Source organism: Mangrovibacter plantisponsor (genome assembly GCF_003182475.1).
In the GTDB taxonomy this organism is placed as follows: Bacteria; Pseudomonadota; Gammaproteobacteria; order Enterobacterales; family Enterobacteriaceae; genus Mangrovibacter; species Mangrovibacter plantisponsor.
Genome location: NZ_QGTS01000010.1, coordinates 173,068 through 197,591, shown reverse-complemented (window position 1 = coordinate 197,591; position 24,524 = coordinate 173,068). Strand labels below are relative to the sequence as shown.

The following is a 24,524-nucleotide window of genomic DNA, read 5'->3' as shown; positions in this document are numbered from 1 at the left end:
ACTCGTTTATGCGCGCCGAAGCGCGCAGGTGTCTCAAATAGTGGATTTATTAGCTACACCCTGGTGTGTCGGGTGAACTTCATCGTTGTCGCATCTGGCCGGCAGGATCAGCGCCAGAATGGCAGACAGCAGTAGTGATGCGGCCAGGCAATACACCCCGGCATCTTTGCTGTAGAGGGTTATCAACACGCCAACTGCATAAGGGCCACAGAAGCCACCGAGGTTCCCCAGGGCATTAATTACGCCACGCGCACCACCGGCCATTTCGGCGTTGAACAGGCGGGCCGGAATGGTCCAGAACACACCCGCGGCGGATTGCAGGAAGAAACCGCAACCAATCAATGCCAGGTACGACAGCCAGACATGCTGTTGCAACGTGACAGACAGAAACATGCACAGGGAAAAACCGAGCAGCGGCAGGAAGACGAATAACTTGCGTTTGCCTGTGCGGTCAGACAAAGAGGAGAACAGGAACATACCCGCCATAGCGGCAACAAAAGGCAGAACTGCCAGTAAACCTACTTCACCCATGCTACTGTGAGTCAGGCCTTTGAGAATGCTGGGTAACCACAGGGTGTAACCGTAGATCCCGGTCTGGTAGAAGAAGTTAAGGGCAATTAACTGCCAGATAGTTTTGTCTGCCAGTACCAGTTTCAGTGAGGCATTGCGCACCTGTTTGCCAGCAATTGCTGCCTGTTCCTCTTTCAGTGTCCGGATTAACCACTGCTTTTCGGCCTCGGATATCCAGCGGGCTTCTTCAGGCCGGTCACTTACGGTGAGGGACCACAGAATAAGCACGGCAACAGAGAACAAACCTTCAACAATGAACAGCCAGCGCCAGTCCAGAACGGTAATAAGCCAGCCTGAAAGCGGAGCGGTGATGATGCCTGCGATAGGAACGAACATGATGACGATAGCGTTAGCACGCCCGCGCTCTGCGTCCGGGAACCAGTTACTGACCATCGTCAGCACTACCGGCAGCATCCCGCCTTCAGCAACCCCCAGCAGGAACCGCAAGGCAAGTAACTGGTACTGATTGGTAATCAACCCGGTAAGAATGGATAAAATAGCCCAGGCAACCAGAGACCAGCCAATAAAGCGCTTGCCGCTACCATGCACTGCTATTTTTCCACCAGGCACCTGCAGAAATAAATAACCGATAAAGAAAATACCACCGGCAAGACCTGCCATACTGGCCGAAATTCCTAATTCACTGTCCATTCCGCCTGGCATGGCAAAGGCAATATTTACCCGGTCCATATAAGAAATAATACAGGCGATTAATATGGGTGGAATAATTCTCAGCCAGCGCTGGCGGGGAATATGTTGAGATTGTAGGGTACGGGTTGAAGTCATAATATTATTCTCTTAGTCGTCGTGAGATAACACGCTACGGCCTGATTTTATTCAGGCCGATGAGGGATTCTGTTGTTATTATGTTTTTGCCAGGTTTAAGGCACGGATCCCGTCGTGTAATATTGCGACACGGTGTGAAACATCCGCGCTGGCATTTATTTCTAAGAGTTTGATACCTAAAAAAGACAGGTTGTTGTCTGGCACGGCGTGTAACCATTTGCGCGCCTGCTCAACGGTCATCAGGCTTTCATGGCAACCTGCTTCACTGCCAGGGAAAGGCGCAAATGGCGCATGCAGGTCTCCCCATTCGCCATAAGGGCCAGATTCAGTGGTGCCCGAAAACATCAGCCCGGCCAGTTTGTGCTGGCTCAGTACTTGTTGCAGGTGGCGTAACGGCTCTTCAGTATCACGGCGCTCAATCACGGAACGCGCCCAGTTCAGAGCAACACGAATATTGCGCCCGCGTACTGTATCCAGCACATTTTCCAGTGGTAAAAATCCTTTACCGGGTTGGACGCCGTTCATGGCATCACAATGTTCCAGCACCAGGTCACAAGACCAGTCCCAGCGAGTCAGTTCATCCAGCGAGGCGTTAAAGGCTGCGGTGGAGTGCTCAACAGAAGCCGTAGCCAGAGGCGCCGCGTGGATTTCCAGGGCAATAACCCGTTTTTTTGCTGCGCTGTCGTTAATACGGTTAATCTTCTGATACAGGTGGCGATACCAGTTCAGGCAAGCCTGGCGCTGGGTTTCATCGGCAGATGCCAGCCCAAATCCGGGCTGGCTGGCGCGCTGTTGCATGGTACCCATAATAGCGGTAACCACAATTTCCCAGTCGCCAGGAATATGGTTCAGCAGCCAGTCATCGCCAAAGGGATGTAATTCCTCAAGGCATGGCTGTTCCAGACCACGAATATCCGTGCTGTCTGCCAGTTTGCGCCAAAAGCTGGCTTCGTCATTTTCATTTTTATAGTGAAACGAAGGTGCGCAAGGGTACGCACCGATAATATAACCCGTGTGTTGGCTATTCATTGTAGTGGTTCCTTATTATTTGCTGTTTTTCAGCAAATAAATAACAAGGCTAGTTTATTGTGGAAATATCCACCTTCACGACAACTTTTCTGATATTGCAAACGTCCTGGTTAATACAGGCCGGGCGATGCACATCCTGAGGGAAAAAGATGGCGTAATTACCCGGAGTCATATGAATAAAAGATTCATTCTCTGCCGACTGGTAAAAAATAATATCCCGCTCGGCAAGTAAAGACTGGCTTACCGGGTTGTTACCCGTTTCGGGCGCGATACCGATTTGTTCATCGCCACTGACCAAAAACTGAATATCAATATACCGGCGATGTACCTCTGGCAGGTTCTCCATGACAGGTTTCGTCGTGAGATCCAGAATCTGCATGTACAGTTTTTTGCCGTCCACTTCCACTACACCGGTATCCATACGGGAAAAGTCAGTTTCCCGCAGCAGTGCCAGTGCCTGTTCCAGTGGCGGCGGCAGCGGGCAAGGGTTCGGGTTGTTGATATGGCCGAAAATCATAGTATTTCCCCTACAGAGCCTGAATTTTTTCCCATACGCTGTCGTCAACAGTGATACCGTTGCGGCGATTTTCTTCGAGCAGGCGAGTAAATTCATGGCCTGGCAAACGAATGGCTACATTCGGGTCCGCACGTTCAGCCGTGGTGACGTAATCCATAATACGTTGCAGTTTTTCATCACGGGTTTTGCCGTCGATAAGCCTGTCTACTTCAATGGCGATAAAAATCTGCGACACGCCATATTCATCACTGTTTTCTTCCGTGACCTGAGCGACAGAACCACCGTTAGAAAGCAGGGTGGCAATCATGTCCAGCACAATAGACAAGCCTGAACCTTTCCAGTAACCCATTGGCAGAATGCGGCGATTCTTTTCCACTGTGCCCGGGTCTTTCGTGAGATTACCGTCGTCGTCAAACCCGCCATCTACCGGTAACTGGCGGCCAGCCAGGCGGTTCACTTCCAGCATGCCGTAAGAGAACATCGACATGGACATATCCACCATCGTAATTGGGTTGCCCGGTATTGCCACAATCAGTGGGTTGGTGCCAATGCGGCACTCTTTAGCACCCCAGGGCGGCATGACGGCGATGGAGTTCGTCCAGCAAATACCAATGTAGCCTTTTTCTGCTGCCTGCCAGCCATAGCTGCCACCACGCATCCAGTGGTTGGCATTACGCAATGCAACCAGCCCAATACCGTGGTCTGAAGCCAGTTCCGTGGCGCGGTCCATCATTTTTTGTGCCGTCAGGTTGCCAATGGCGCGGTGTGCGTCCCACTGCTCTATGGCCCCCAGTGAAAGTACGCGTTCAGGTACTGCATCAGGAATGATGTCGCCTGCATCGAGTTGCTGAATAAAGCGAGGAAAGCGGTTTACGCCGTGGGAGTACACCCCTGATTCGGTTGTGCGGGCGAACATTTCTGCACAGGCATCCGCTGTTTGTGGATTGATCCCCCGGTTTACCAGCACCCGGTTAAATGCAGCTTTTAACTGCTCAAACGTCACTTTCATTCCTGATCTCCTTCGATTTGTGGGAATGGCGTGAATGAATTTTTAGCTGTAAATTTCATATTGTGGAATCTGATTTCAAATATAACGATCAGAAAATGAGATGTCAAAGCATGAATGAAAACTAAAAATGAAGTAAATTCAGTGCGTTAATAATTTATTGCCCAGATCGTGAACTGAAACACACTTTGCGCTACGATCAGGAAACGATAAAAGCAGGATGAGAGACATGAGTGAAAAAAGAGCGAATGCGGCCCTGGATAAAGAGCGGCCCGCAGGCAGCCAGAGTTTGTTTCGTGGCTTGCAATTAATTGAAATTTTGAGCAATTACCCAAATGGTTGCCCACTGGCCCACCTCTCGGAATTGGCACAACTGAACAAGAGCACAGTGCACCGCCTGCTGCAGGGGTTACAGTCTTGCGGCTATGTGACGACTGCGCCCGCTGCCGGGAGCTACCGGCTGACCACTAAATTTATTTCTGTGGGGCAAAAAGCGCTGTCATCACTGAACATTATTCATGTTGCCGCTCCCCACCTGGAAACGCTCAACCTGGAAACCGGTGAGACCGTGAACTTCTCAACACGGGAAGATGACCACTCAATTTTGATTTATAAGCTGGAACCCACAACCGGTATGTTGCGTACCCGGGCGTATATTGGTCAGCAGCAACCGCTGTATTGCTCGGCAATGGGGAAAATTTACCTCGCCTTTGGGCAGGAAGATTACGTGCAAAAATACTGGGAAATACACCAGCCACAAATTCAGTCGCTGACTCGCAATACGATTACCCGCCTGGGGGATATGTACCAGGAGCTGGCGTCCATTCGCGATAAAAACATGGCCATGGACCGCGAAGAAAACGAACTGGGTGTGTCTTGTATTGCTGTCCCTGTTTTTGATATTCACCAACGGGTGCCATACGCGATTTCTATTTCGTTATCCACCTCCAGGTTAAAACAAATTGGTGAGAAGAACTTGTTGAAACCACTGCAAAAAACAGCACTGGCTATTTCTCAGGAGCTGGGGTTTAACGTCCAGATATAGTGGCTTTGCCAGGCGGTCTCTTTTCCTGCGGTAACACACTGGCGCAGTATGTCTTTGCATACTGCGCTTGCCCGGCTATTGCTGATATTTTGGTACTGATTACTACCTGAATAACTTTCTTTTTCGCACTCTTTAATAAGTGCGCCCCTCGTCACATTTTAGATAAATAAAAATAACCAATTGAAAATATTGATTATTTATTTATTCACCTTCCGTGATATTTCATGTTTACTTTTTATCGTGAATTTGAAATTTGATTTCGCATATTGAAACACTGGTGCGTTTTTTTTCGATGCAGCTGTGAAAAAAAACTTTGTTAGCGGGTCACCCACGAAAAGGCATCGCTATGAATCAAATTCGGGCCCAGCAACCTACGCTGGAAATGCAGCATATTGTGAAACGCTTTGGCGGCAACCCCGCAGTCAATGATGTCAGCCTTCATGTTATGCCTGGTGAAGTCCTTGCGCTGCTTGGTGAAAATGGTGCAGGGAAATCAACGTTAATCAAAGTGCTGGCGGGGGTGTATTCCCGTGATAGTGGCGACATCCTGTTTAAAGGCCAGTCTATCTCTTCGGCAGCAGCAATTAAGAGTGCCACACAACAACCTATTGCATTTATCCACCAGGACCTCGGGCTGGTGGAATGGATGACGGTTGCTGAAAACATGGCGCTGGTCATGGGGTTTCCGCGCAAGCTGGGGCTGATTCGCTGGCGTGAAATTGAACGCCGCGCTCGCCAGGCACTCCAGGATGTGGGGATTGATATTGACCCACAGGCGAGGGTCTTTGAGTTATCGCGTACTGAAAAATCCTTGCTGGCGATAGCGCGTGCTGTCGCTGTTAACGCGGAATTACTGGTGCTGGATGAACCCACCGCGTCATTACCTGCCAATGATGTTCGCCACCTGTTCAGTGTTATTGCCCGTTTACGGGAAAAGAATGTCGGGATGATTTATGTCACACACCGCCTTGATGAAGTCATTGAGATTGCCGACCGGGTGTGTGTGATGCGCGACGGGTGCTATGTCGCCGGAGGGATGACGGCAGATTATACCGTGCGTGGCCTGGTGGAATTAATTGTGGGCGAGCAAACGGCACAAGAACAGCGTGAGCCCTTACCGGAAGGGCGTTCCCCGGTGCTGGCACTGGAAAATGTGCAGGTTGGGGATACCGGCCCGGTGAGTTTCTCATTACAGCCAGGGGAGATGCTGGCCCTGGCCGGGCTGCGCGGGGCAGGCCAGGAAGAAATTGGCCGGCTGTTGTTTGGGCTGCGTCAGCGAGAAGGCGGGGAAATCCATTTCTGTGAACAGCCTTATGCTGCCAGAAACCCGCGGGAGGCAATGGCGCGCGGTGTCTCTTTAGTGGCCGGAGACCGGACAGGCGAAAGCCTGGTGATGTCGATGTCGGTGCGGGAAAACCTGTTTATGAACCCCTGCGCCAGTGGGCATCGGGTGCTGTCCCGGTATGGCGGGCGTGAAGAAATCGGCGAAAGCTGGTGGAAAGTGCAGTTGTTCGATGTCCGCCCGAAGGACGTCAACATTGATATCAGTGCGTTATCTGGCGGTAACCAGCAGAAAGTAGTGATGGCGCGCTGGATGCATCTGGCGACGCCGTTGCTGATTCTGGAAGACCCAACGGCGGGCGTGGATGTTGGCGCCCGGGCGGAGATTTATCACCTGTTGAATAAATCGTTGGGTGAGGGCGTGGCGGTACTGGTTATCTCGAATGATTTCGAGGAGATAGCTCATATCTGCAACCGGGCGCTGGTGTTTAACCGCGGGCGTGTTGTGGGTGAACTGCGCAATCAGGATGTGACGTTTGCGAATTTATTGGCACTGGCTTCTGCCAGTTCTGAAGTCACTAAAGGGCAAGAAGATTATGTCGAATAAAACATCGGTAAAATCCACCGCGTTGGAGCAGCGCGTCAGTTTATCCCGTGACGGCGTCAGCCCCTGGATGATGCAGGTTGTCACGCGCTATGGCTTGTTATTATTGTGCGTGGTGCTGACTCTGGTGTTCTCCCTGACGACACCGTCGTTTGCGTCCATGCTGACGCTGCAGGCTATTCTTGCCAGCAAATCCAAAATCGCCTTACTGGCACTGGCTGCCACCATCCCGATGATTGTGGGCAAAATCGACCTGAATGTTGGGTTTGGCATTGTGTTGTGGCACATCCTCGCAATTACGTTGCAGGTGCAGTACGGGCTGTCCTGGGAAATGGCCATTGTGATAGTGCTGATTATCTCAGCGTTGTATGGCCTGCTGAACGGTATCCTGGTGGCTCTGGCCGATATCGACAGCTTTGTCGCCACACTGGGTTCAGGCACGGTGCTGTATGCGGTCGCCCTGTGGCACTCCGGTGGGCGGCAAATAGTGGGCGATCTGCCGGATGCTTTTATTGCTATCGACCACGCTGAAATTTTTGGGATCCCGGTTGCGGCGTTTTATGTCCTGGTTGTGGCGGTGTGCCTGTGGTTGTTAACCGAACACACGCCAATGGGCCGTTGCATGTATGCGGTGGGCGGAAATCCTGCAGCGGCGCGGCTTAATGGCATCCCGGTGAATCTGTATGTGATGGGCTCGTTTATTGCTTCCAGTGTCCTGACCGGGTTTTGCGGGGTACTGATTGCCTCAGAACAAGGGGTCGGGCAGGCCAGCGTGGGTATGGATTACCTGCTACCAGCACTGGTGGGCGCATTTTTAGGTAGCACAACCATTCGCCCGGGCCGGGTGAATGTGTGGGGCACTGTGGTTGGGATTTGTATTTTGGCGATTGGTATTGCCGGGATCCAACAATTTGGCGGGGCATTCTGGGTTGAACCTCTGTTCAACGGTGCCACGCTGTTGCTCTCCATTACGCTTGCCGGTTACGCACAGCGTCGCCGTATGGCGAATCAAAAAGCCGTTCAACGGCGACAAACGACAGGTAGTGCGCAGCCAGCGCAACTGTCCACACCTTCCGACGCTAATCATGTCGTTAAATCATAACAGGGGTATTTTTCATGAAATATCGTTTGCTTGCATTGGGTTTGAGCCTTGCTTTATTCAGCCAGGCGCCAGCTTTTGCGGATGATTTTATGTCTCAGGTGAAAGCGGCAGTTGCCAGCGCAACCGCACCCGTGACGCAGTGGGACGGGCCAACAACCGGGCCGGCATTGCAAAAAGATAAGAAGATTATTTTTATTGCCTCTGATATGAAAAATGGCGGTGTGCAGGGGGTGCAGCAGGGGCTGAGTGAGGCCGCTAAAGCGGCAGGCTGGCATCTGGAAACACTGGATGGCGCCGGGTCGGTAAAGGACCAGTTATCTGCGCTTAACCAGGCTATCGCCCAGAAACCCGATGGCATAGTGATTGGGGGCTGGAACCCTAATGTCGCGAAAATCCCTCTCGACCGTGCGGCGAAACTGGGCATTGTGTTAATGGGCTGGCATGCTATTCCACAACCTGGCCCGGTGGAGAAATACCACCTGTTTTATAACGTGACCTCAGATTCAAATGCCGTCGCCCGGATTGCTGCCGATTATGCAATTGCGCGTTCTGATGGCAAAGCACAGGTAATTATCCTGACCGATTCGCTGTACCAAATCGCGCTGGATAAAGCCAATGTAATGAAAGAGGAAATCGGTAAATGTGCTTCCTGCAAAGTGCTGGAATTTATTGATACACCACTGTCTGACACCTCCAGCCGTATGCCTTCAATGACATTCAGCCTGTTGCAAAAATATGGTGACAATTACCAGTACACCCTGGCAATTAACGACCTCTATTTTGATTTTATGGCACCCGCGTTGAGAACGGCGAACAAAGGTGGGAAAAACGCGCCCTTTAACATTTCCGCCGGTGATGGCTCCATTACGGCGTATCAGCGCATCCGTACCAGTAACAGCCAGCTTGCCACGGTTCCTGAGCCGTTGAAACTGCATGGCTGGCAAGTGCTGGATGAGTTTAACCGTGCTTTTGCCGGGCAGAAACCCTCTGGCTATGTCACGCCGGCACACCTCGTGACGAAAGAGAACATTGATAAAGATGGCGGGCAAAACAATATGTATGACCCACAGAATGACTACCAGGGCCATTACAAAGCAATTTGGGGAGTCAAATAAGCGAGGCGGGTATGCAGGTAACATGGCTTGGGGATCTGGAACGGTTATGCTCGCCCGCGCAATGGGCAGAGGGCCCTGTCTGGCTTGAACAAGAGCAGGCCGTGGTATTCAGTGATGTAAAAGGCAACCGTATGTTTCGTTGGTCTTCCGGGCAGGGTGTGGCGCTCTGGCGGGCATCTGCGAATTATGCCAATGGCAATGCGGTAGATACTGAAGGCCGGGTGGTGACTTGTGAGCATGGTCGTCGTGGCATCAGCCGCACGGAACGGAACGGCGATGTGACACTGCTGGTGGACAAACTGGAAGGAAAGCGCCTGAATTCCCCCAATGATGTCGCCGTGCGCTCCGATGGTACGATTTGGTTTACCGACCCACCTTATGGCATCGTCGGTGACGATGAAGGCTATAAGTCGGAAAGCCAGGTGATTGGGTGTTATGTCTACTGTTTCGACCCGCGTGATAACAGCCTGACTATTGCAACCAGTGATACCCAGCGCCCTAATGGCATTGCGTTTTCACCCGACGAGAGTCTGCTTTATATCGCCGATATGTCGGTTGTGGATTTCCCTGAGCAGGGCCGCCGGGAACTCCGGGTATATGAGGTTGCGGGCAAGAAGCTGGAAAATGGGCGCCACCTTGCTGAAGTGGCGCCTGGTTTCCCGGATGGTTTTTGTGTGGACCGCTATGGGCATATTTTCTGTAGTTGTGCCGATGGCGTGATTGTTTTTTCAGCGCAGGGTGAACAAATAGGTAAAATTCAGGTACCTGAGCGGGTGTCCAACTGCGTTTTGGGTGGGCCTGAGCAGGGAGTCTTGTTTATTACGGCCACAACATCGCTCTACAGCCTGCGGTTGCGTTATTTATAGCGGTTTGGCGCAATAATCCGGTATCACACTTACACTTCCGGCAGCACGGGGGCAAATGCCCCGTGCTGCCGTCAAACACAGTATCCCGCGCTGCCTCCCTTTTTATTTATCCTGTGGCTATTTATTTGGCCGGACTGAACCAGTCTATTTTTTATTAGTAAAACCAATGAAACCACAATCACTGATCACTCTCGTCAATAAGTGATCAATAATCACCCGAATTACAGCGGGTGATGTTTATAACTTGTGAATAAACAAGGCTTTTTTTACCAATTTAAGAAAAACCGTATGGATAAAACAGGATTTATTATCTATGTTGAATAGACAGGCACTTAAGAAAATGAAATATCGGCCGATAACCCTTTTATCAATTTGGGTGGCTGATGGCATGGATTAGCAGGAACACCCTGTTCCAGGCTCGAAGGATACTGAATAGTGAAATCTGACCGTTTGTCACAACGTTCCCGACAGGGATTACCTGCAGTTCCTGTTCCACCTGTAGTGGACGCTATTGCTGCGCGCCTTGCCTGGGTTACGCGGGGTGATGAACACCTGGTAGCCGGGTTATTGTCCCAGCCTTATTTACATGGGCAGGTGATTCAAAGCGACCACGAGCAACTCCTGGTGCAATTCCCGTTCTTTTCTGCCGTTCACACCGGGATGTCCACCGATGACTACACTCTGGCTCTGGTGAATTTGTGGCTGGCAATTGAAGCACAGTACACCATGGGGAATGTGCTGCCGGAAGATGTGCTTAACGGACTAAAGGAAACAATGACAATCACGCGCCAACGTGATTGTCAGAGAAAATATAGCGATATTTCGGTATCTATGGAGTAATAACCGGCTCACCCGGTTATGCAGTGGTCACGCGGGAATACTGTCGGCCTGTAAATACTTCTCCATATGTTTCGCAATAATGTTGCGCAGCATTTCATATTTCTTACGCATCGGGTCGCTACGGTGAAATACCAGCACCATTTTTCGGGTGGGTTCTGGTGCCACGCAGCGTATGTACTTCACTTCATCGCGGGTTTCTTCCTGGGTAGAGAGTAATGGGAAGAAGGCAATCCCCTTGTTAAACGCCACACTACGGCGCAGTGTCTCAAGGTGCATGGCGATAAAGCGGTTATCTGGTTCCAGCTCAAACTGATAGCAATAGCGCAAGATTTGGCTGTGCAGGCAGTTGCCGTCATCCAGCATCAGTATTTTGTTATTTTTGAGATGGTCCATGTTGATTTCATCGAACCGGGCATAAGGGTGCTTGTGGCTGACACCTAACACCAGTGGTTCTTCAAACAACGGTAATTCAACATACTTACTGGTTTCTTTGCTGGCCATGACAATTGCACATTCAATGGCGTCAGATTCCAGCATCGCCAGTAAGTGCTGGGTTTGCGCTTCATGAATTTCCATCTCTACTTCCGGGAAGTTTTCCCGGCATAAGGTATTCATATGGGAAAAAATGTACGGCGCAAGGGTTGGAATGATGCCGATATCCAGCGTTTGTGACAGGCTGTGCTGGCTGCTGCTTGCCATGTTTTTCAGCGCTTCAATTTCCCGGAGAATCACCTGCGTTTGTTCAACAAGGCGCAGCCCGGTTTGAGTGAAACGAATTTTACGAGTGGTGCGTTCCAGCAGCTGTAACCCCAGTTCATTTTCCAGTTTACGTAACTGGGCGCTGAGTGTTGGTTGACTCACGTTACAGGCTTCGGCTGCACGCTGAAAATGGCGGTATTTGGCCAGTGCAACAAGGTACTCTAAATTACGAATGTTCATTTTTTTTCCCGGGTTGCAAATGCTGCCGTTGTACGGGCAGATTTATATAATTTGTTTGGTTGTGATGCCTTGTTATTATTCTTAACACGGTCATTTCTCCCCCATGAATTGCATGAGAACTAATACTTTTTTATTATTTTCCTGCTAAATCCTGTCATTTTCTTATGAACAAAAAGTGCTGATTAATTTTTGTTCACAATAATGGCAGGTGCTGTTTTTAATTTCATAAAATATTCACCACGGTACTTTTTGTGTAATAACGTGTGTGTTCAGGTCTGTTAAACCATGCATCAGACCAATCTTAAGTGAGCAACTGAACAAACAAGCCAACCAGTGCGCACTTCAGGCTCTCATTTTTCATTCCCGGAAGCAGTAACACATTCTGTTGCAATGTTTTTTTTCATTTCATGGCCTCATAGCATGGGAGTTTGCGGTCTTTGAATCCTGCCAAACACCCCTGTGCTGAAACTCTGAAACGGTGGTAACCGGTCAGTCCTTCCCTACAGCCGGTAACGTATTTGTTATAAAGAGCATCCTGCCAGCATTCGGTAACCCATAATGAGGGTTGTGGCCTGGGCATACATACTTTACACCCAGGCGAAAACTATCGTATTGGCAAAATAATGTGACCAGGAACAATATTTACCGCAGTGGTTAATAACAGTGCTGCGTTTATTTTGACCTTAATCAAATTCACATTTTATGAAAGTGAGTGGTTCACAAAAATTTTGAACATGACTATTTATCATCCTTTTAAAGATGCTGCAAATAAAGAGAGCATATGAAGTGCAGATAAATAGTAACCTTCGCCCGGGCGCAGTGATTTATCCATTTGGTGATAATCACCCATGGTTAAGTCTCGCACCGCCAGTATTCCGCCGGACATATCGTAATTTGCCTGGCTGTTGCCAGAAACGTCTACCCAGGCCGGGGTTGCATTCCGGGTATAGCTGGACCAAAAGTGGCGGAAATTTTCTGTCGCGCCAGATTTAACATCACCCAGGCTAAGGTATAACGGAATACGTATGGCATCATAGCTAAAGCGGGCAGGCCAGTTTTTGGCGGGTGAGACATCACCGTTGTCTTTAACAAACACCCAGTCGCTCGGGAGCTGGGTTTTCCCAAAACGCGCTTTGTCCAGTAGTGCCAGGCTGGACTTCTTCAGCTTCAGCCACACCGGGTTATGGCTGGCTTTCCAGAAGCTTTCCCATGCCGGGAAAATAAAGTAAGACGGGTTAACAACATAGCCATCGTCATGCACAAAACCTTCCAGCCCCGGTAACAGCAATGTCTGGTTATCTTCATCAATAATCAGGCAGTTGATAAGCGCTTCCTGAATATGTGATGAGGCGTCGGTCCAGCTCTGCTCATGCCATTTTTCGCCAGCGAGCAGTAGTGCCCAGGCTATCAGTGTATCGCCATCACTGGCGTTGTTGGTATCGGTCACTTTGTTCACGGTTGGGTCATAGCGCCAGGCGAATAACCACAATGACGGGCGTAATAATGTGTGTTCAGTCCAGCCCCAAATGCTCTCAAAGGCAGGGCGGTCGTTATTCATGACGGCCAGTAGCATGCCGTATCCCTGGCCTTCAGAATGGCTGATGTTGCCATTTTCACGGTCGACAATGCGCCCGTCCTGATTCAGGTAATTGTGTTTAAACACCGCCCAGTTGTTTTCCTGAGCGGGCGCGGCGAAAGAGCTCATGGTCAGCGAGAGCAGTAATAGCCATGGCGAGAACCAGGTCGCTTTTAACATGATAGAGAATGTTCCTTTAGAAAACGCATATTGCTTTGTGGAACGCCGCCCGGCAAAGGGCAGCGTATTCAGCGTACAGGGACACAACAAACTGTTTCGCCGCCTGGGGTTACAGGACGGCTTCAGCCAGTGCCTCAGTAGCAGGTTTACGTGCCAGGCTGACATCGTTTTGCAGCCACTGGCGGAAAGTCTCACCTGTTGCCTGATGGCGCAGGCCATATTCAACAAAGGCCTTCATATAGCCAATTTTGTCGCCGCAATCGTGAGATTTACCCACCAGGCTGTAAGCTTCGACGGTGGATTCTTTCAGTAACATATCAATGGCATCGGTAAGCTGGATTTCGCCACCCGCGCCAACCGGTGTTTTGTGCAATAACGGCCAAATCGCTTTAGACAGGACATAACGACCAACAACCGCCATATCGGACGGCGCCTCTTCTGTGGCCGGTTTTTCCACCATGCCCTGAATGCGGCCAAAAGCACCTGCGCTCAGGTTCTTCCCACCGCAATCGACCACACCGTAACGGGAAACATCTTCATGTCTCACGCGCTCAATCATTAACTGGCTGGCACCCGTTGTTGTGAAGCGCTGGATCATCGCGGCAAGGTTGTCCTGCGCCAGGTTGCAGTGGCTGTCGTCAATCAGGACATCTGGCAGTACAACAACAAAATCGTCATCACCCACCAGTGGCTGGGCACACAGTACGGCATGGCCCAGGCCTTTCGCCTGGCCCTGGCGTACATGCATGATGTTCATGCCAGCCGGGCAAATGGTACGCACTTCTTCCAGTAACTGATTTTTTACGCGTTGTACCAACAGTGATTCGAGTTCAAAAGAAGTATCAAAGTGGTTTTCAATCGCGTTTTTGGATGAGTGAGTGACCAGGATGATTTCCCGGATGCCACTGGCATAACACTCCTGCACGATGTACTGGATAAGGGGCTTATCCACGATGGGCAGCATTTCTTTAGGGATGGCTTTGGTTGCAGGCAGCATACGCGTACCAAGACCTGCAACAGGAATCACAGCCTTTAACATTCTCGTTTCCTCTGTGTGAGCGCAGCAATACACGTCGTAATTCGGATTGGTAACAACCTGAATTACGGGTGTACACAATTTAACTATTTATTTTTATTAACTATTTCGTTGTTAACGATTGACATCAGACCGAGCCGACAATGCTGTGCGGATCCGCCGTTGAGACAATTTGGTAATTAATAAAGTCGTCCCCACCCAGTGCTTTTACTTTATACAGGGCGGTATCTGCGGCCTTTAATACGGAAGCAAAGTTGGTTCCGTGTCTGGGCCAGGTGGCGACGCCAATGCTGACGGACAGCGCCACCTGGTGGCGAATAGTCTGTAAGTACATCGGCAGACGGGTTTGCTCGATAATACGTTGCAGTAATAACCCGGCATCGTGTTCATCAATTCCGTCAATAAAGGTCAGTGCGAACTCATCACCGCCCAGCCGGCCAAGCAGTGTGGTGTCGCTGATGCACTGTTTCACCCGGCTGATAAAGTGGCGTAAAACTTCATCACCTGCGGCATGGCCCAGCTCATCGTTGATGGTTTTAAAATTATCTAAATCGAGAATGGCGACTACGGTTTCGGCGCCGCTGGCCTGGGCTGCACGAAATTTTTTCCGGCTGCGGATGTAATACCCCTGGCGATTCAACGTCTTGGTTAATGCATCGTTGTGCGCCCGGTAATGCAACCGTTCACGAATGGTGACATGGTGCGTGATATCAAAACACACCAGGATAAAAGCAAAGACATCGCCACGTTCATCGCAACGTGGTAGTAACGTGACATCAAGCCAGAGTGGCTCGTTATTTTTCTTGCGCAGGAAGACTTCGCCCTGCCATTTTTCACCTGTCATCCGGGAGACTTTCAGGCCAACCAGCAACGAAGAGGTATAGTGTTCTTCGCCTGGCTGGAAAAGTGGCGCGTCTACCACGTCATCACTGTCATACCCTGTCAGCGCGTAGTAGCCGGGGTTGGCATAGCTCACTTTTCCCTGGGCATCGAGCACCAGGGAGATAAAGGCATCCTCTTCCATATAACTGACACTACCGAGTTCAAGTTTCCTTCCTGAAACAATCAGTTCATTCAACATTATGGTCACCTGAAAATTGATATATGGCGGAATGCCTTTTCCCCACGAAAAATAACGGGCTGGTTGCAGCCTGCCCGTTGATGTTGTGGGGAGAGAGCACTTATTCCGTCATTGCGTAGCGAAAAATTAAAACATCTTCAGTGGTGTTTTCTTTCCAGCGCACCGGCACGCTATTGCCTGCACCCTGGGAAACCAGCCACTGTGAGTACGCACCTTCCAGTACATAAGCACTGGCACGGCGCCATTGCGCTTCATCGCGGGATTCCGGAGCATGTGGCCAGGCACAATGAATCAAAATCAGTTCGCGCTGTGCTGGCGCCATTTTTACAAAGCCCCAGTTGAACAGTTCCAGCACATGGTTAATGTGTTGTTCCAGTTCATTCACCGTGTTTGACGGGTCAATGGGATACCATTGCGCCAGCATGCCGCCGATACGGCGCAGCGTGTCCGGGTCTTTGTCCTGCTGGCTGTTGGTGAATTCGTTAAAGAACAGATACACCAGGTCGTGCCAGCCAGCCTGATAGTTACGTTGTAAATAGGTATCCTGATTGCTAAACATGTTTATATCCCACCGATTAATTGTCTTGATCGACATAATATTTAAAATAAATCAGGGCCTTACCTTCGTTATAACTGCCAAAGGTGTCATACCCCAGGTTTGCGCCCAGTGCGACGTTGTCATTCAGGCGATAGCGGGCGTCCACACCAAGGGTGTAGCCGATACCGTTTTTCGCAGTTGCTTTGTAAACGCTGTCCACATCGTCATCTGAACTGGCATAGCTTTCGAGTGTTGACTGCAGGCTACTGTGGCCCGGGTAGTAATCACTCTGATCCTGTTTATAAGACTGGTAGCCGACAGAGCCACTCAGAGTCATGTCCCAGTCACCCCAGTGGCGGCTGAAGGTCACAGGTAATGTCAGCGACATATAATCCTGCGGGCTGAAGTAACCGCCCTGGCCGGTGGTGTAGTAACTGAGGTTGCGCTGGAAATCCATGTAGTTAACGTTCACGCCCATACGCAATTCGCTTTCTGGCGTTTGATACAGGCGAATGTAGCTGCCCGCCATCGCGTTAACAGAATGGTTCGTGGGGACGTTGGTGCCCAGGTAAGTATCAAAGCCGAGTTTGGTGTACAGCCCGACCAGGTCATTATCCCAGGCATATTGTGCGGAGACGCCGTTACGGGTAATGGCACCCCATTTTTCGCCGGTCGTTTTATCTTTGGCGCCCACGTAAGACAGCAGGCTGTCTGTGACTGCGCGGCGTTCAGCTTTCAGGTCGAGCGAGCTGTGGTCAGTCAGTTGCGGTTTCCACTCCACACCACCAACCAGGCGTGTCATCTGGCCGCCAGTAGGCGTACTGCCGACATCCAGTTTGTAGCTGTCGCCGCTCAGGGATAAGTGGGTTTCCACCCCGTTGGCCTGCTGGCTGCCCTGGCTGTCTGCATTGGTAGACGTGGTGCTGGTGGAGGTTGCCGCAGCCAGTTTCGCTGCATGGCTGATAGCGCCATAACCAAAGCGGTTAGCAGACTCCCCTGCCATTTCACCGGCATTCAACGTGACTGGTGCTACATCCAGGCTCAGGCGGGCATTGCTGTCGCCCAGCGTGCCGGAAACGGTCATCGGGGCTTTGACTTCAGTCAGTTCACCCAGCCCGGCCTCACCGCTACGGGAACGAATTGAAACGGCCCCACCGGTCCAGGTCGCAGTTTTTTCTTGCAGATTACGCATCATACTGTCGATGTCGTTCAGTGCAGTCAGTTGGGTTTGCTGTGTGGGTGACGGTATCGACAGCACACTGTTGATGGCATCGTCGCCATTGCTGACGTCATCAGACTGTATACGCCAGCGTGCCGTGCGTAATAACGACATCGCCTGCTGGTTTTCACCTTGTGCGGCTGCAACATGGGCGGCAAGCAGCAGATAGTCGGTATTCTGGTTCGGTTCCAGTTGAGAGAAATACTGTTTCGCTTTGTCGCTGTCGTTACGCGCCAGTGACAGCCAGACTTCGCCGGTGAGCGCCTGCCTGTCCTGCGGTGATTTACGCAACACATACTGGTAGATTTCATCGGCTTTATCAGTCATGTGGTCTGCCTGATAAATCCGTGCAACTGTCAGCAGCAAGTCAGTGTTGGTGGGGTTATTACGCAGGGCTGGCATCACCAGATCCCAGGCGGCGCGGATTTTATTGTGCGCCCGCAGGGTATCTGCCTGAGTTATCAGGTTGGCCAGGCGGATACGGTCTATTTCTTCCTGGCTGGAAGCATTTTGCAATGCCGGGGCGTTAAGCACGCTTTCCGCTTCAGCAAACAGCCCGGCCTGGTTGAGAACGCGGATCTGGCTGGCGTAATCAGCCAGTGAACCGTGTAACCCTTGTGCCTGGCTGTTGCGAACCAGTGCCAGTGCACCGGCGTTGTCGCCAGCCTGCATTAATAATTCGGCAAGGCGGCCAGCATCCACCGGGGTTTGAGGCGGCGTTCTGGAGAGCATACGCAGGCTGTTAAGTGCCGCAGCGCGGTTGCCCTGTTTAATATAGTTCTGGGCAATATCCAGTTGGCGGTTCAGCAGAATGCGGCTGTTAAGCGCCCGCATATCATCACTGAAACTGGTGCCAGGTACTTGTGACATCAGGCTTTGGGCTTTGGACCAGTTGTCATCTTCAACAAAATAGACCGCCGACGCATACAGGGCATCGTTATGCTGGGTTGCTGTCAGGCCGCTTTGTTGTGGCAGGGCAGACATCATTATTGCCGCACGTTGCTTTTCACCACTTTGGCGTAATAAGCGGGCGTAATCGAGCTTGAGCCAGGCATTTTGTGGGTATTTCGCTACCGCTGCCTGCAAAATTTGCATCGCCTGGGACGTGTTTCCCCCTTTGATGGCTGCTTCGGCAGCTTTGCGCTGCTCGTCGCCGTTATCACCCCAACTGGCATAACGGGTACGCAGGCTGGCGGGCAGGGTACGCAGAATTTGCGCGGCTTCAGTTTCTTTATGCTCTTGTTTGAGGATCCAGAACAGGCTGGTGCGCGCGGTGGTGTTCTGCGGGCGTTCTGCCAGTAACTGGCGGTAAACCTGCTCGGAGTCAGACAGTTTTCCCTGGCGGCGGTAAATATCCGCACGCTGCATGTCGGCGGCCTGGCGCTGGTCGGCGGATGTACCCCGGGCATTGTCCAGTTGGCTTAATGCTTCAGCATACTGCCCTTTTTGGGTCATTGAGCGGGCCAAATTCAGCGCGCCATAAAAATGGGCGTTGTCTGCGTCTTTGGTCCACTGGGCGTCATTGGTGTTGCCGGTGTCTTGTGCTGAAGCCTGGCGCAGCAATGTTTCTGCCTGGGTAAAATCCCCATGGCGTAACGCAACATAGCCCAGCCCCGCCAGCGCGTTGCTGTCTTTGGGCTGTGTCTTGAGCACTTCATCGAATTTTGTTTTTGCTGTGCTCAGGTCACCGCCGTTCAGCGCATCAAATGCTGCTTTGGTTGCCCCGCCATCCACACTTTTACGGTAGTGGTCCATGGGGGCGGTGTCATCCGGATGGCGGCTGGCATAAGCGGTGTACACAGGCAAATCCGTTGCTTTCGGATTCAACCAGAGCAACGCCTGTTGCAAGGCTTTATCGGCAATTTTGTTGTCCGGCGCCAGACCGGAGAGCATGGCAATACCTTCGCGGCGCCCGCTTTCCTGCCAGGTCAGTGCTGAACCCAGCGCCAGTTGTGTTGCTGCATCCCCGGGCAGCATATGTGCCCGGCGGCGCAGGCCATCAACACCCTGTTGCCATGTGTCACCGTCGCCTGCCAGCGTCTGGTAATACTCCAGCGCCAGTTCGTCTGGCGGCGGGTTGCCGTGTAACAGAGTACGGTATGTGGCAATCGCTTCTTTGATATGCCCGCTGCGCGCCAGATCCCGGGCAGTATTCAACTGCCCACGGGAAATGGTTTGCATTGAGTTCGCACCATCCAGTGACGCCAGATGCGGGTCATCCGGGGAGATGTCACTGATTTTTTTGCGCCAGATAGCGGCCTGTTGCGTATTGCCGCTTTGCATCTGGTACAACGCCATCAGGTACATGGCATCAATGTTGTGGTTATCCACCGCCAGCACTTTCTGCAGTGCTTCCATTGCCATGTCATCATGGGCTTTGCTGTGCCAGTAACTGGCCTGAGACAGCAGCTTTTTCACCGCGTCATCGTTGGCTGAACCGGGTTTATCACCCGCAGCATTGCCTGACGCCGTATTATCTGACGCGGTATTGCCGGGTTGTGTATTGCTGGCCGCGCCCGCAGGGTAACTGGCACCGACCAGACACAACAGGGCAAAGGCGTGTGTCAGTTGTTTCTTATTCATGTTTCGATGTTCCGTGCAGGCGTTGGTGAGCGTGTCGTTTCAGCCACTGGTACAGCAAGGTGCTGGACAGTAACGCAATCAGGCAGACAATCAGAGCCAGGTAAAAAATGTGCTGGCTGGCATACCACAGCACGCGCATCCACACAGGCAAATCGCCAGTGATGAACTGCTTGCCAACACGCCAGGTTTTGACATCGCCTGCACCTGTCACGGCGGTAAAATCGCCGGATGCTACGGACTGGAATCCTTGCCGGGTCATATCCACCGGGAGTTGTTGCAACCCTTGTGAGCTGGTTGCGGTTGCCAGTACGACCACACGTTTTGCGTTCCACGGTGAGCGCAGGCTGATAAACCCGCGCCAGGCACTGTTGTCGGCCAGAAAACTGGCGGCATCGGTGTAAGTTCTGCCCCAGTCACCGGTCAGCAGCGAAATCAGGCGGCTGGCGGCATTGGGCGTATCCACTTCCAGCGTATTTTCGTTCAGCGAGAACAGACTACCCTGCAGCAACGGTGTGATTAAGTTGCTGTTTTTCAGGCTGCTGATTGCCAGAATATCGCTGTCAGCCAGGCGTTGCTGGCCTGCGTCCTGCTGAGGAATACCGGTATAAATTTGCACAAAACTGGCGGCAACACCGGTGTCACGACCAGACTGCGCCATCATATCCATTAGCAGAGTGACCTCTTCTGAACTGGGGTGAGGCGGCAGCAGAACCGCCGTCTGTGCCAGGTCTGCGTGGCGTGTGAACGGGAACATTGCGCTGGTGAACCAGGCCAGGTTCGGTAATTGCCCAAAGTGCCACGCATGAGTGAAGTCCAGCGTGGAGTCGCCATCTACCCGGCTCTGGATACTGTCATCCGCCATGGCGCTGCAGGGGGCGTTTTTCCGCACGCCAGTACCAAACCAGAAGCCCAGTTGGTTATTCCCAAATACAGTACCCGGGTCGATATTGACGGTGGCGTTTTGTTGGCGGCTGGATAAGCCCAGCATATCCATCACTGGCGTGAAAATACCACCACGGCTGGCTGGCAGGCGTTTAAGAAACTCGCCATTGATGCTGACATTCAGGAACGAATGCTGGTCGTCAATCCAGGTTTTCTGGGCGAAGCTGTAATTCAGGTGCAGCGGTATCGTGGTGCCATCCCACATAAATAAGTCTGGCGCAGCACGGAATGCCAGTTGGTTAGCTCCGTGCCAAATCCCGTGGGCAACCAGTGCGCCGCTGTTGGTTTCCAGGGAACTGAGTTTTACCGGGTGTTGGGTATTCACCCAGCGCGGCGCATCGTAAGCCTGGCGTTGGGCAAGTGTGATAGCCGGCACCTGCAGGGTGTCGGTGTCGGGTAACCCGGGCTGGGTTAAGCGCCATGCAGCCTGGCGCAGCTCAGCTTCATTACGGCCACTGACCACTAACAGTTTGTATGCCGGGTTGAGCGGGTTATCGATAACCTGCAATGCCGGGCCACCGCCGTCGGCAATAACAACCGGGCCAATATGGTCGCCAGGTTTGCCAAACAGAATCCCGTTGCCTGGGGGCAGCTCATTGTATTTGGCCGCAAACTGGGTGCCCTTCTCGCTGTTCATTACCCCAAACTGCGAAGCGACAATCGCCGATGCTGTTAACACAGAGGCATCCGGGTTCTCCGGAAATGCGACGTTTAACGAGGCACTTTGCATCTGCTTAACATCAAGGAAGGGGCGCGGGAAGGTGCTCAGATTTTTACGCACATCCAGCCACAAGCCCTGGTAGTTCAGCGCGGAAGACGGCATCAGGGTAACCCGGTAGTTCGCTGGCAGTTCGCGCTGGCAGCTCCAGGTGTCGTTAATGATATCGTCCCCGGTTTTCAGCTGAAAACTGAGGTTGTTATGAGAGGCAATCATGGATGACGGAATATCCAGGTTCCAGAAGCCTTTACTTTGCTGGAGTTGATCCAGCGGTATGGCACCCAGAGGCTGGCCATTCAGCATTAATTGCAGGTTTTCGCCCGGTACATTGACCGCACTCAGTTGCAGGTTAAGGTTGAGGTGCGCATCGGTAATCACCAGGTCACCCGGCAGGGTAAACGATAACCCGTTCTGCAACTGTTGGCCGGAAATTATCAGGCCAGTTGAGGCCCCCATATCTTTAAAGCTGATGGTGTTGGCAACATTTTGGTTGCTGTTGTTTGCCGCGGTAATACTGGCAACATCCGCCGCGGGAGCATTGCCCTGCACACTGACTGGCAGGGGCAAATCCGGCAGGGCATCTGTTTCATTCTGCAGTGCAGCGAAACTGGTCTGGCTTACGGCGCATAACAGGCAGGTTGCCAGAAGCGGGCGTTTAAATCGCATCGTTAACCTCTGCCTGTTTTTTAGGAACTTCCGCCATCCGGGCATTAAACCCGTTAGCGTGTTTTTTGCGGCCAAAGAACAATTCCCATACACATCGCAAAATGCTCAGGAAAGAGGCGAGCGGGCGGTCTGGCGCATGAGGGGGTTTAAACCAGGCGTCTGCGCGGGATAACACAACACGTACCAGTTTGCGGCGTTCATTCAGGGAGAAGCTATCGAACTCCATGCGTAATTCGCCCACACCGGTGCCAGTGGTGCGCAGTGGAATATGCGCCACTTCACCACCCAGGCCGATTTCCAGCATGACTGCGCTTTTGTGGGCAAGGTCGTGGCCTTTAACCAGGGCCACACGAGCACCACCCATGGAAACATCAAGCGTGTGTGTATCCATGGTTGAACCATCGGAGAAGCGCACCCGGGTGGGGAGTTTGGCGGTGATCCGGATGGTTTTACGTACCTGTTTTGTCTCTTTGGCTACAGCAATAGAAGCCAGCAGAGTGATGGTACTGAAGGTGCCCCAAATAATGTTGAACAAGATAACCCAGGCGTCGATGCCAGCGTAGAAACCCATGTAGTAACGCACGCCAACCCAAATCATGCTGCCAACCATCAACAACGCGGTGATGATAAGCGGGCGTACAGTGGTGGCATCGAAATAGTCTTTATCCAGCAGGTCGCCTTTGTCGGTAACGTTAAATTTCCCCAGTTTGGGTGCAATCATGGTTACCAGTGTGGGCAGTATCAGGTGGAACGCCATAACGGTTTCATAGATTTCCCCCCAGAATGCGTAACGATAGCGACCGGTGATTTTAGAGTTCACATAGGTGGATAAAATCAGGTGCGGCAACGCATAGGAGAAGATCAGCGTGGCGGAAGAAGAAATAATATTCAGGTTAAACAGCATGAACACCAGTGGCGCGGTCAGGAAGATGACTCGCGGCAGGCCATACTGAAAGTGCAGCATTGCGTTCAGGTAGCACAGGCGCTGAGTGAATTTCAGCCCACGGCCCAGCATGGGGTTATCTACCCGGAATATCTGGGTCATGCCACGCGCCCAGCGGATACGCTGGTTAACATGCAGTGCCAGGCGTTCGGTAGCCAGACCGGCTGCCAGCGGAATATCCAGGAAGGCAGTATTCCAGCCACGGCGCTGCAGCTTCAGTGCGGTGTGGGCATCTTCTGTAACGGTTTCAACCGCAAACCCACCCACTTCATTTAACGCATCACGGCGAATTACCGCACAGGAACCACAAAAGAAGGTAGCGTTCCAGTTGTCGTTGCCTTGTTGTACCGGGCCATAAAACAGTGCGCCTTCATGAGGAACACGTTTGGCCGGTGTCAGGTTACGTTCAAAAGGATCCGGCGAGTAGAAATAGTGCGGCGTTTGAATCAGCGCCAGTTTCTCATCCTGGAAGAAGGCACCAACAGTGGCTTGCAGGAAGACACGGGTTGCCACGTGGTCGCAGTCAAACACGCAAATCAGTTCACCGCGGGTGAGTGTCATCGCATGGTTAAGGTTGCCTGCTTTGGCATGGCTGTGCTCGCTACGAATAATGTAGCCAACCCCCGCCTCTGCGGCGAAGTCACGGAATTCGTCACGTTGGCCATCATCCAGAATATAGACGCTGACTTTGTCTTTCGGGTATTCAATGCATTGTGCTGCCAGAACGGTATCACGTACTACATCCAGGCTTTCATTATAGGTGGGTACATAGATATCAACGGTAGGCCAGGTGCTCTGGTCTGCAGGCATTGGTGCAATAGGGCGTTTTAAAGGCCAGGACATCTGGATATAACCCAGCACCAAAATTGTCCAGGAGTAAATTTCTGCAGCAAATAATAATGAACCCAGCACCATTTCAACGCTGGAGTCAAAATGTAACGTTGTTGTTGCACGCCACCAAATATAGCGAGTTGACATTAATAAAGAAAACACCAGCATGGTTAAAACGGCTTTTTTGTTTTTAAATCTGCCAATAATAAATACTGCCGCAACCACAGCCATGCCGAAGATGTACTGTTTATTGCTATTCATTGGTGTAAAAATAACCAATAGCGATAATGCCAGTAACAATAATGTAAGAATAAATCTCAGTATTTTTCGCATATTTCTTATCTTGAACAGGAAAATGAGCAGGATTTTCCAGCCAGTGCCTGTAAACCGGCGACCCCAAAAAATATTACCTGCCAGTTAAATTCTGGCGATGAAATCAGACAAACATGCAAATCAATAGCCGGTATGTATGATACTGGCCTGGTTATATTCTGGCTGTTAAGCCGATATT

General features: G+C 51.6%; 18 protein-coding genes. 6 read left to right on the top strand and 12 right to left on the bottom strand.

Features of this window, described 5'->3' with window-relative positions:
• Positions 1-33: 33 nt before the first annotated feature.
• The 4 genes from DES37_RS17220 to yiaK all read right to left on the bottom strand — a co-directional run bounded on the left by DES37_RS17220 (position 34) and on the right by yiaK (position 3,911).
• On the bottom strand, positions 34-1,356 hold the full coding sequence (locus DES37_RS17220) for an MFS transporter (RefSeq protein WP_036116646.1): 1,323 nt from the start codon (positions 1,354-1,356) through the stop codon (positions 34-36).
• A 78-nt stretch (positions 1,357-1,434) separates the two neighbouring features.
• Positions 1,435-2,385: a DUF4862 family protein gene (locus tag DES37_RS17215; RefSeq protein WP_110027007.1), complete on the bottom strand. Its 951-nt coding sequence runs from the start codon at positions 2,383-2,385 to the stop codon at positions 1,435-1,437.
• Positions 2,386-2,434: 49 nt separating this feature from the next.
• Complete coding sequence (locus DES37_RS17210) at positions 2,435-2,902, bottom strand: NanQ anomerase/TabA/YiaL family protein (protein WP_036116649.1); 468 nt, start codon at positions 2,900-2,902, stop codon at positions 2,435-2,437.
• Between the two features lie 10 nt (positions 2,903-2,912).
• On the bottom strand, positions 2,913-3,911 hold the full coding sequence (yiaK, locus tag DES37_RS17205) for a 3-dehydro-L-gulonate 2-dehydrogenase (protein WP_036116652.1): 999 nt from the start codon (positions 3,909-3,911) through the stop codon (positions 2,913-2,915).
• 226 nt (positions 3,912-4,137) lie between these two features.
• Between yiaK and DES37_RS17200 the strand changes: the two genes are divergently transcribed.
• The 6 genes from DES37_RS17200 (at position 4,138) to DES37_RS17175 (ending at position 10,761) form a co-directional block, all read left to right on the top strand.
• On the top strand, positions 4,138-4,953 hold the full coding sequence (locus DES37_RS17200) for an IclR family transcriptional regulator (RefSeq protein ID WP_036116654.1): 816 nt from the start codon (positions 4,138-4,140) through the stop codon (positions 4,951-4,953).
• Positions 4,954-5,299: 346 nt separating this feature from the next.
• Positions 5,300-6,841: a sugar ABC transporter ATP-binding protein gene (locus tag DES37_RS17195; protein ID WP_110027005.1), complete on the top strand. Its 1,542-nt coding sequence runs from the start codon at positions 5,300-5,302 to the stop codon at positions 6,839-6,841.
• The gene (locus DES37_RS17190) at positions 6,831-7,940 is read left to right on the top strand and encodes an ABC transporter permease (protein ID WP_036116659.1); all 1,110 of its coding nucleotides are present in this window, start codon (positions 6,831-6,833) and stop codon (positions 7,938-7,940) included. The genes DES37_RS17195 and DES37_RS17190 overlap by 11 nt, the downstream gene beginning before the upstream one ends.
• A gap of 14 nt (positions 7,941-7,954) precedes the next feature.
• The gene (locus DES37_RS17185; protein ID WP_036116660.1) at positions 7,955-9,055 is read left to right on the top strand and encodes an ABC transporter substrate-binding protein; all 1,101 of its coding nucleotides are present in this window, start codon (positions 7,955-7,957) and stop codon (positions 9,053-9,055) included.
• 11 nt (positions 9,056-9,066) lie between these two features.
• Positions 9,067-9,921, top strand: a complete 855-nt coding sequence (locus tag DES37_RS17180; protein ID WP_036116662.1) for an SMP-30/gluconolactonase/LRE family protein — start codon at positions 9,067-9,069, stop codon at positions 9,919-9,921.
• Between the two features lie 435 nt (positions 9,922-10,356).
• Positions 10,357-10,761, top strand: coding sequence for a hypothetical protein (locus tag DES37_RS17175; RefSeq protein ID WP_146211532.1), 405 nt, complete (start codon positions 10,357-10,359; stop codon positions 10,759-10,761).
• 27 nt (positions 10,762-10,788) lie between these two features.
• Here DES37_RS17175 and oxyR read toward each other — a convergent pair whose 3' ends face one another.
• The 8 genes from oxyR to bcsA all read right to left on the bottom strand — a co-directional run bounded on the left by oxyR (position 10,789) and on the right by bcsA (position 24,346).
• On the bottom strand, positions 10,789-11,700 hold the full coding sequence (gene oxyR, locus DES37_RS17170) for a DNA-binding transcriptional regulator OxyR (protein ID WP_036116664.1): 912 nt from the start codon (positions 11,698-11,700) through the stop codon (positions 10,789-10,791).
• 745 nt (positions 11,701-12,445) lie between these two features.
• Positions 12,446-13,456 (bottom strand): family 8 glycosyl hydrolase, encoded by a 1,011-nt coding sequence (locus DES37_RS17165; RefSeq protein WP_036116667.1) that lies wholly within the window; start codon positions 13,454-13,456, stop codon positions 12,446-12,448.
• 109 nt (positions 13,457-13,565) lie between these two features.
• Complete coding sequence (gene galU, locus DES37_RS17160; protein WP_110027002.1) at positions 13,566-14,495, bottom strand: UTP--glucose-1-phosphate uridylyltransferase GalU; 930 nt, start codon at positions 14,493-14,495, stop codon at positions 13,566-13,568.
• 124 nt (positions 14,496-14,619) lie between these two features.
• The gene (locus DES37_RS17155) at positions 14,620-15,573 is read right to left on the bottom strand and encodes a sensor domain-containing diguanylate cyclase (protein WP_110027000.1); all 954 of its coding nucleotides are present in this window, start codon (positions 15,571-15,573) and stop codon (positions 14,620-14,622) included.
• A 100-nt stretch (positions 15,574-15,673) separates the two neighbouring features.
• Positions 15,674-16,132, bottom strand: a complete 459-nt coding sequence (gene bcsD, locus DES37_RS17150; protein WP_036116673.1) for a cellulose biosynthesis protein BcsD — start codon at positions 16,130-16,132, stop codon at positions 15,674-15,676.
• Positions 16,133-16,148: 16 nt separating this feature from the next.
• On the bottom strand, positions 16,149-19,913 hold the full coding sequence (locus tag DES37_RS17145; RefSeq protein ID WP_110026998.1) for a cellulose biosynthesis protein BcsC: 3,765 nt from the start codon (positions 19,911-19,913) through the stop codon (positions 16,149-16,151).
• On the bottom strand, positions 19,906-22,239 hold the full coding sequence (gene bcsB, locus DES37_RS17140) for a cellulose biosynthesis cyclic di-GMP-binding regulatory protein BcsB (RefSeq protein ID WP_110026997.1): 2,334 nt from the start codon (positions 22,237-22,239) through the stop codon (positions 19,906-19,908). The genes DES37_RS17145 and bcsB overlap by 8 nt, the downstream gene beginning before the upstream one ends.
• Entirely contained in the window at positions 22,229-24,346 is a 2,118-nt protein-coding gene (gene bcsA, locus DES37_RS17135) for a UDP-forming cellulose synthase catalytic subunit (protein ID WP_110026995.1), read from the bottom strand. The genes bcsB and bcsA overlap by 11 nt, the downstream gene beginning before the upstream one ends.
• Between the last annotated feature and the right edge of the window lie 178 nt (positions 24,347-24,524).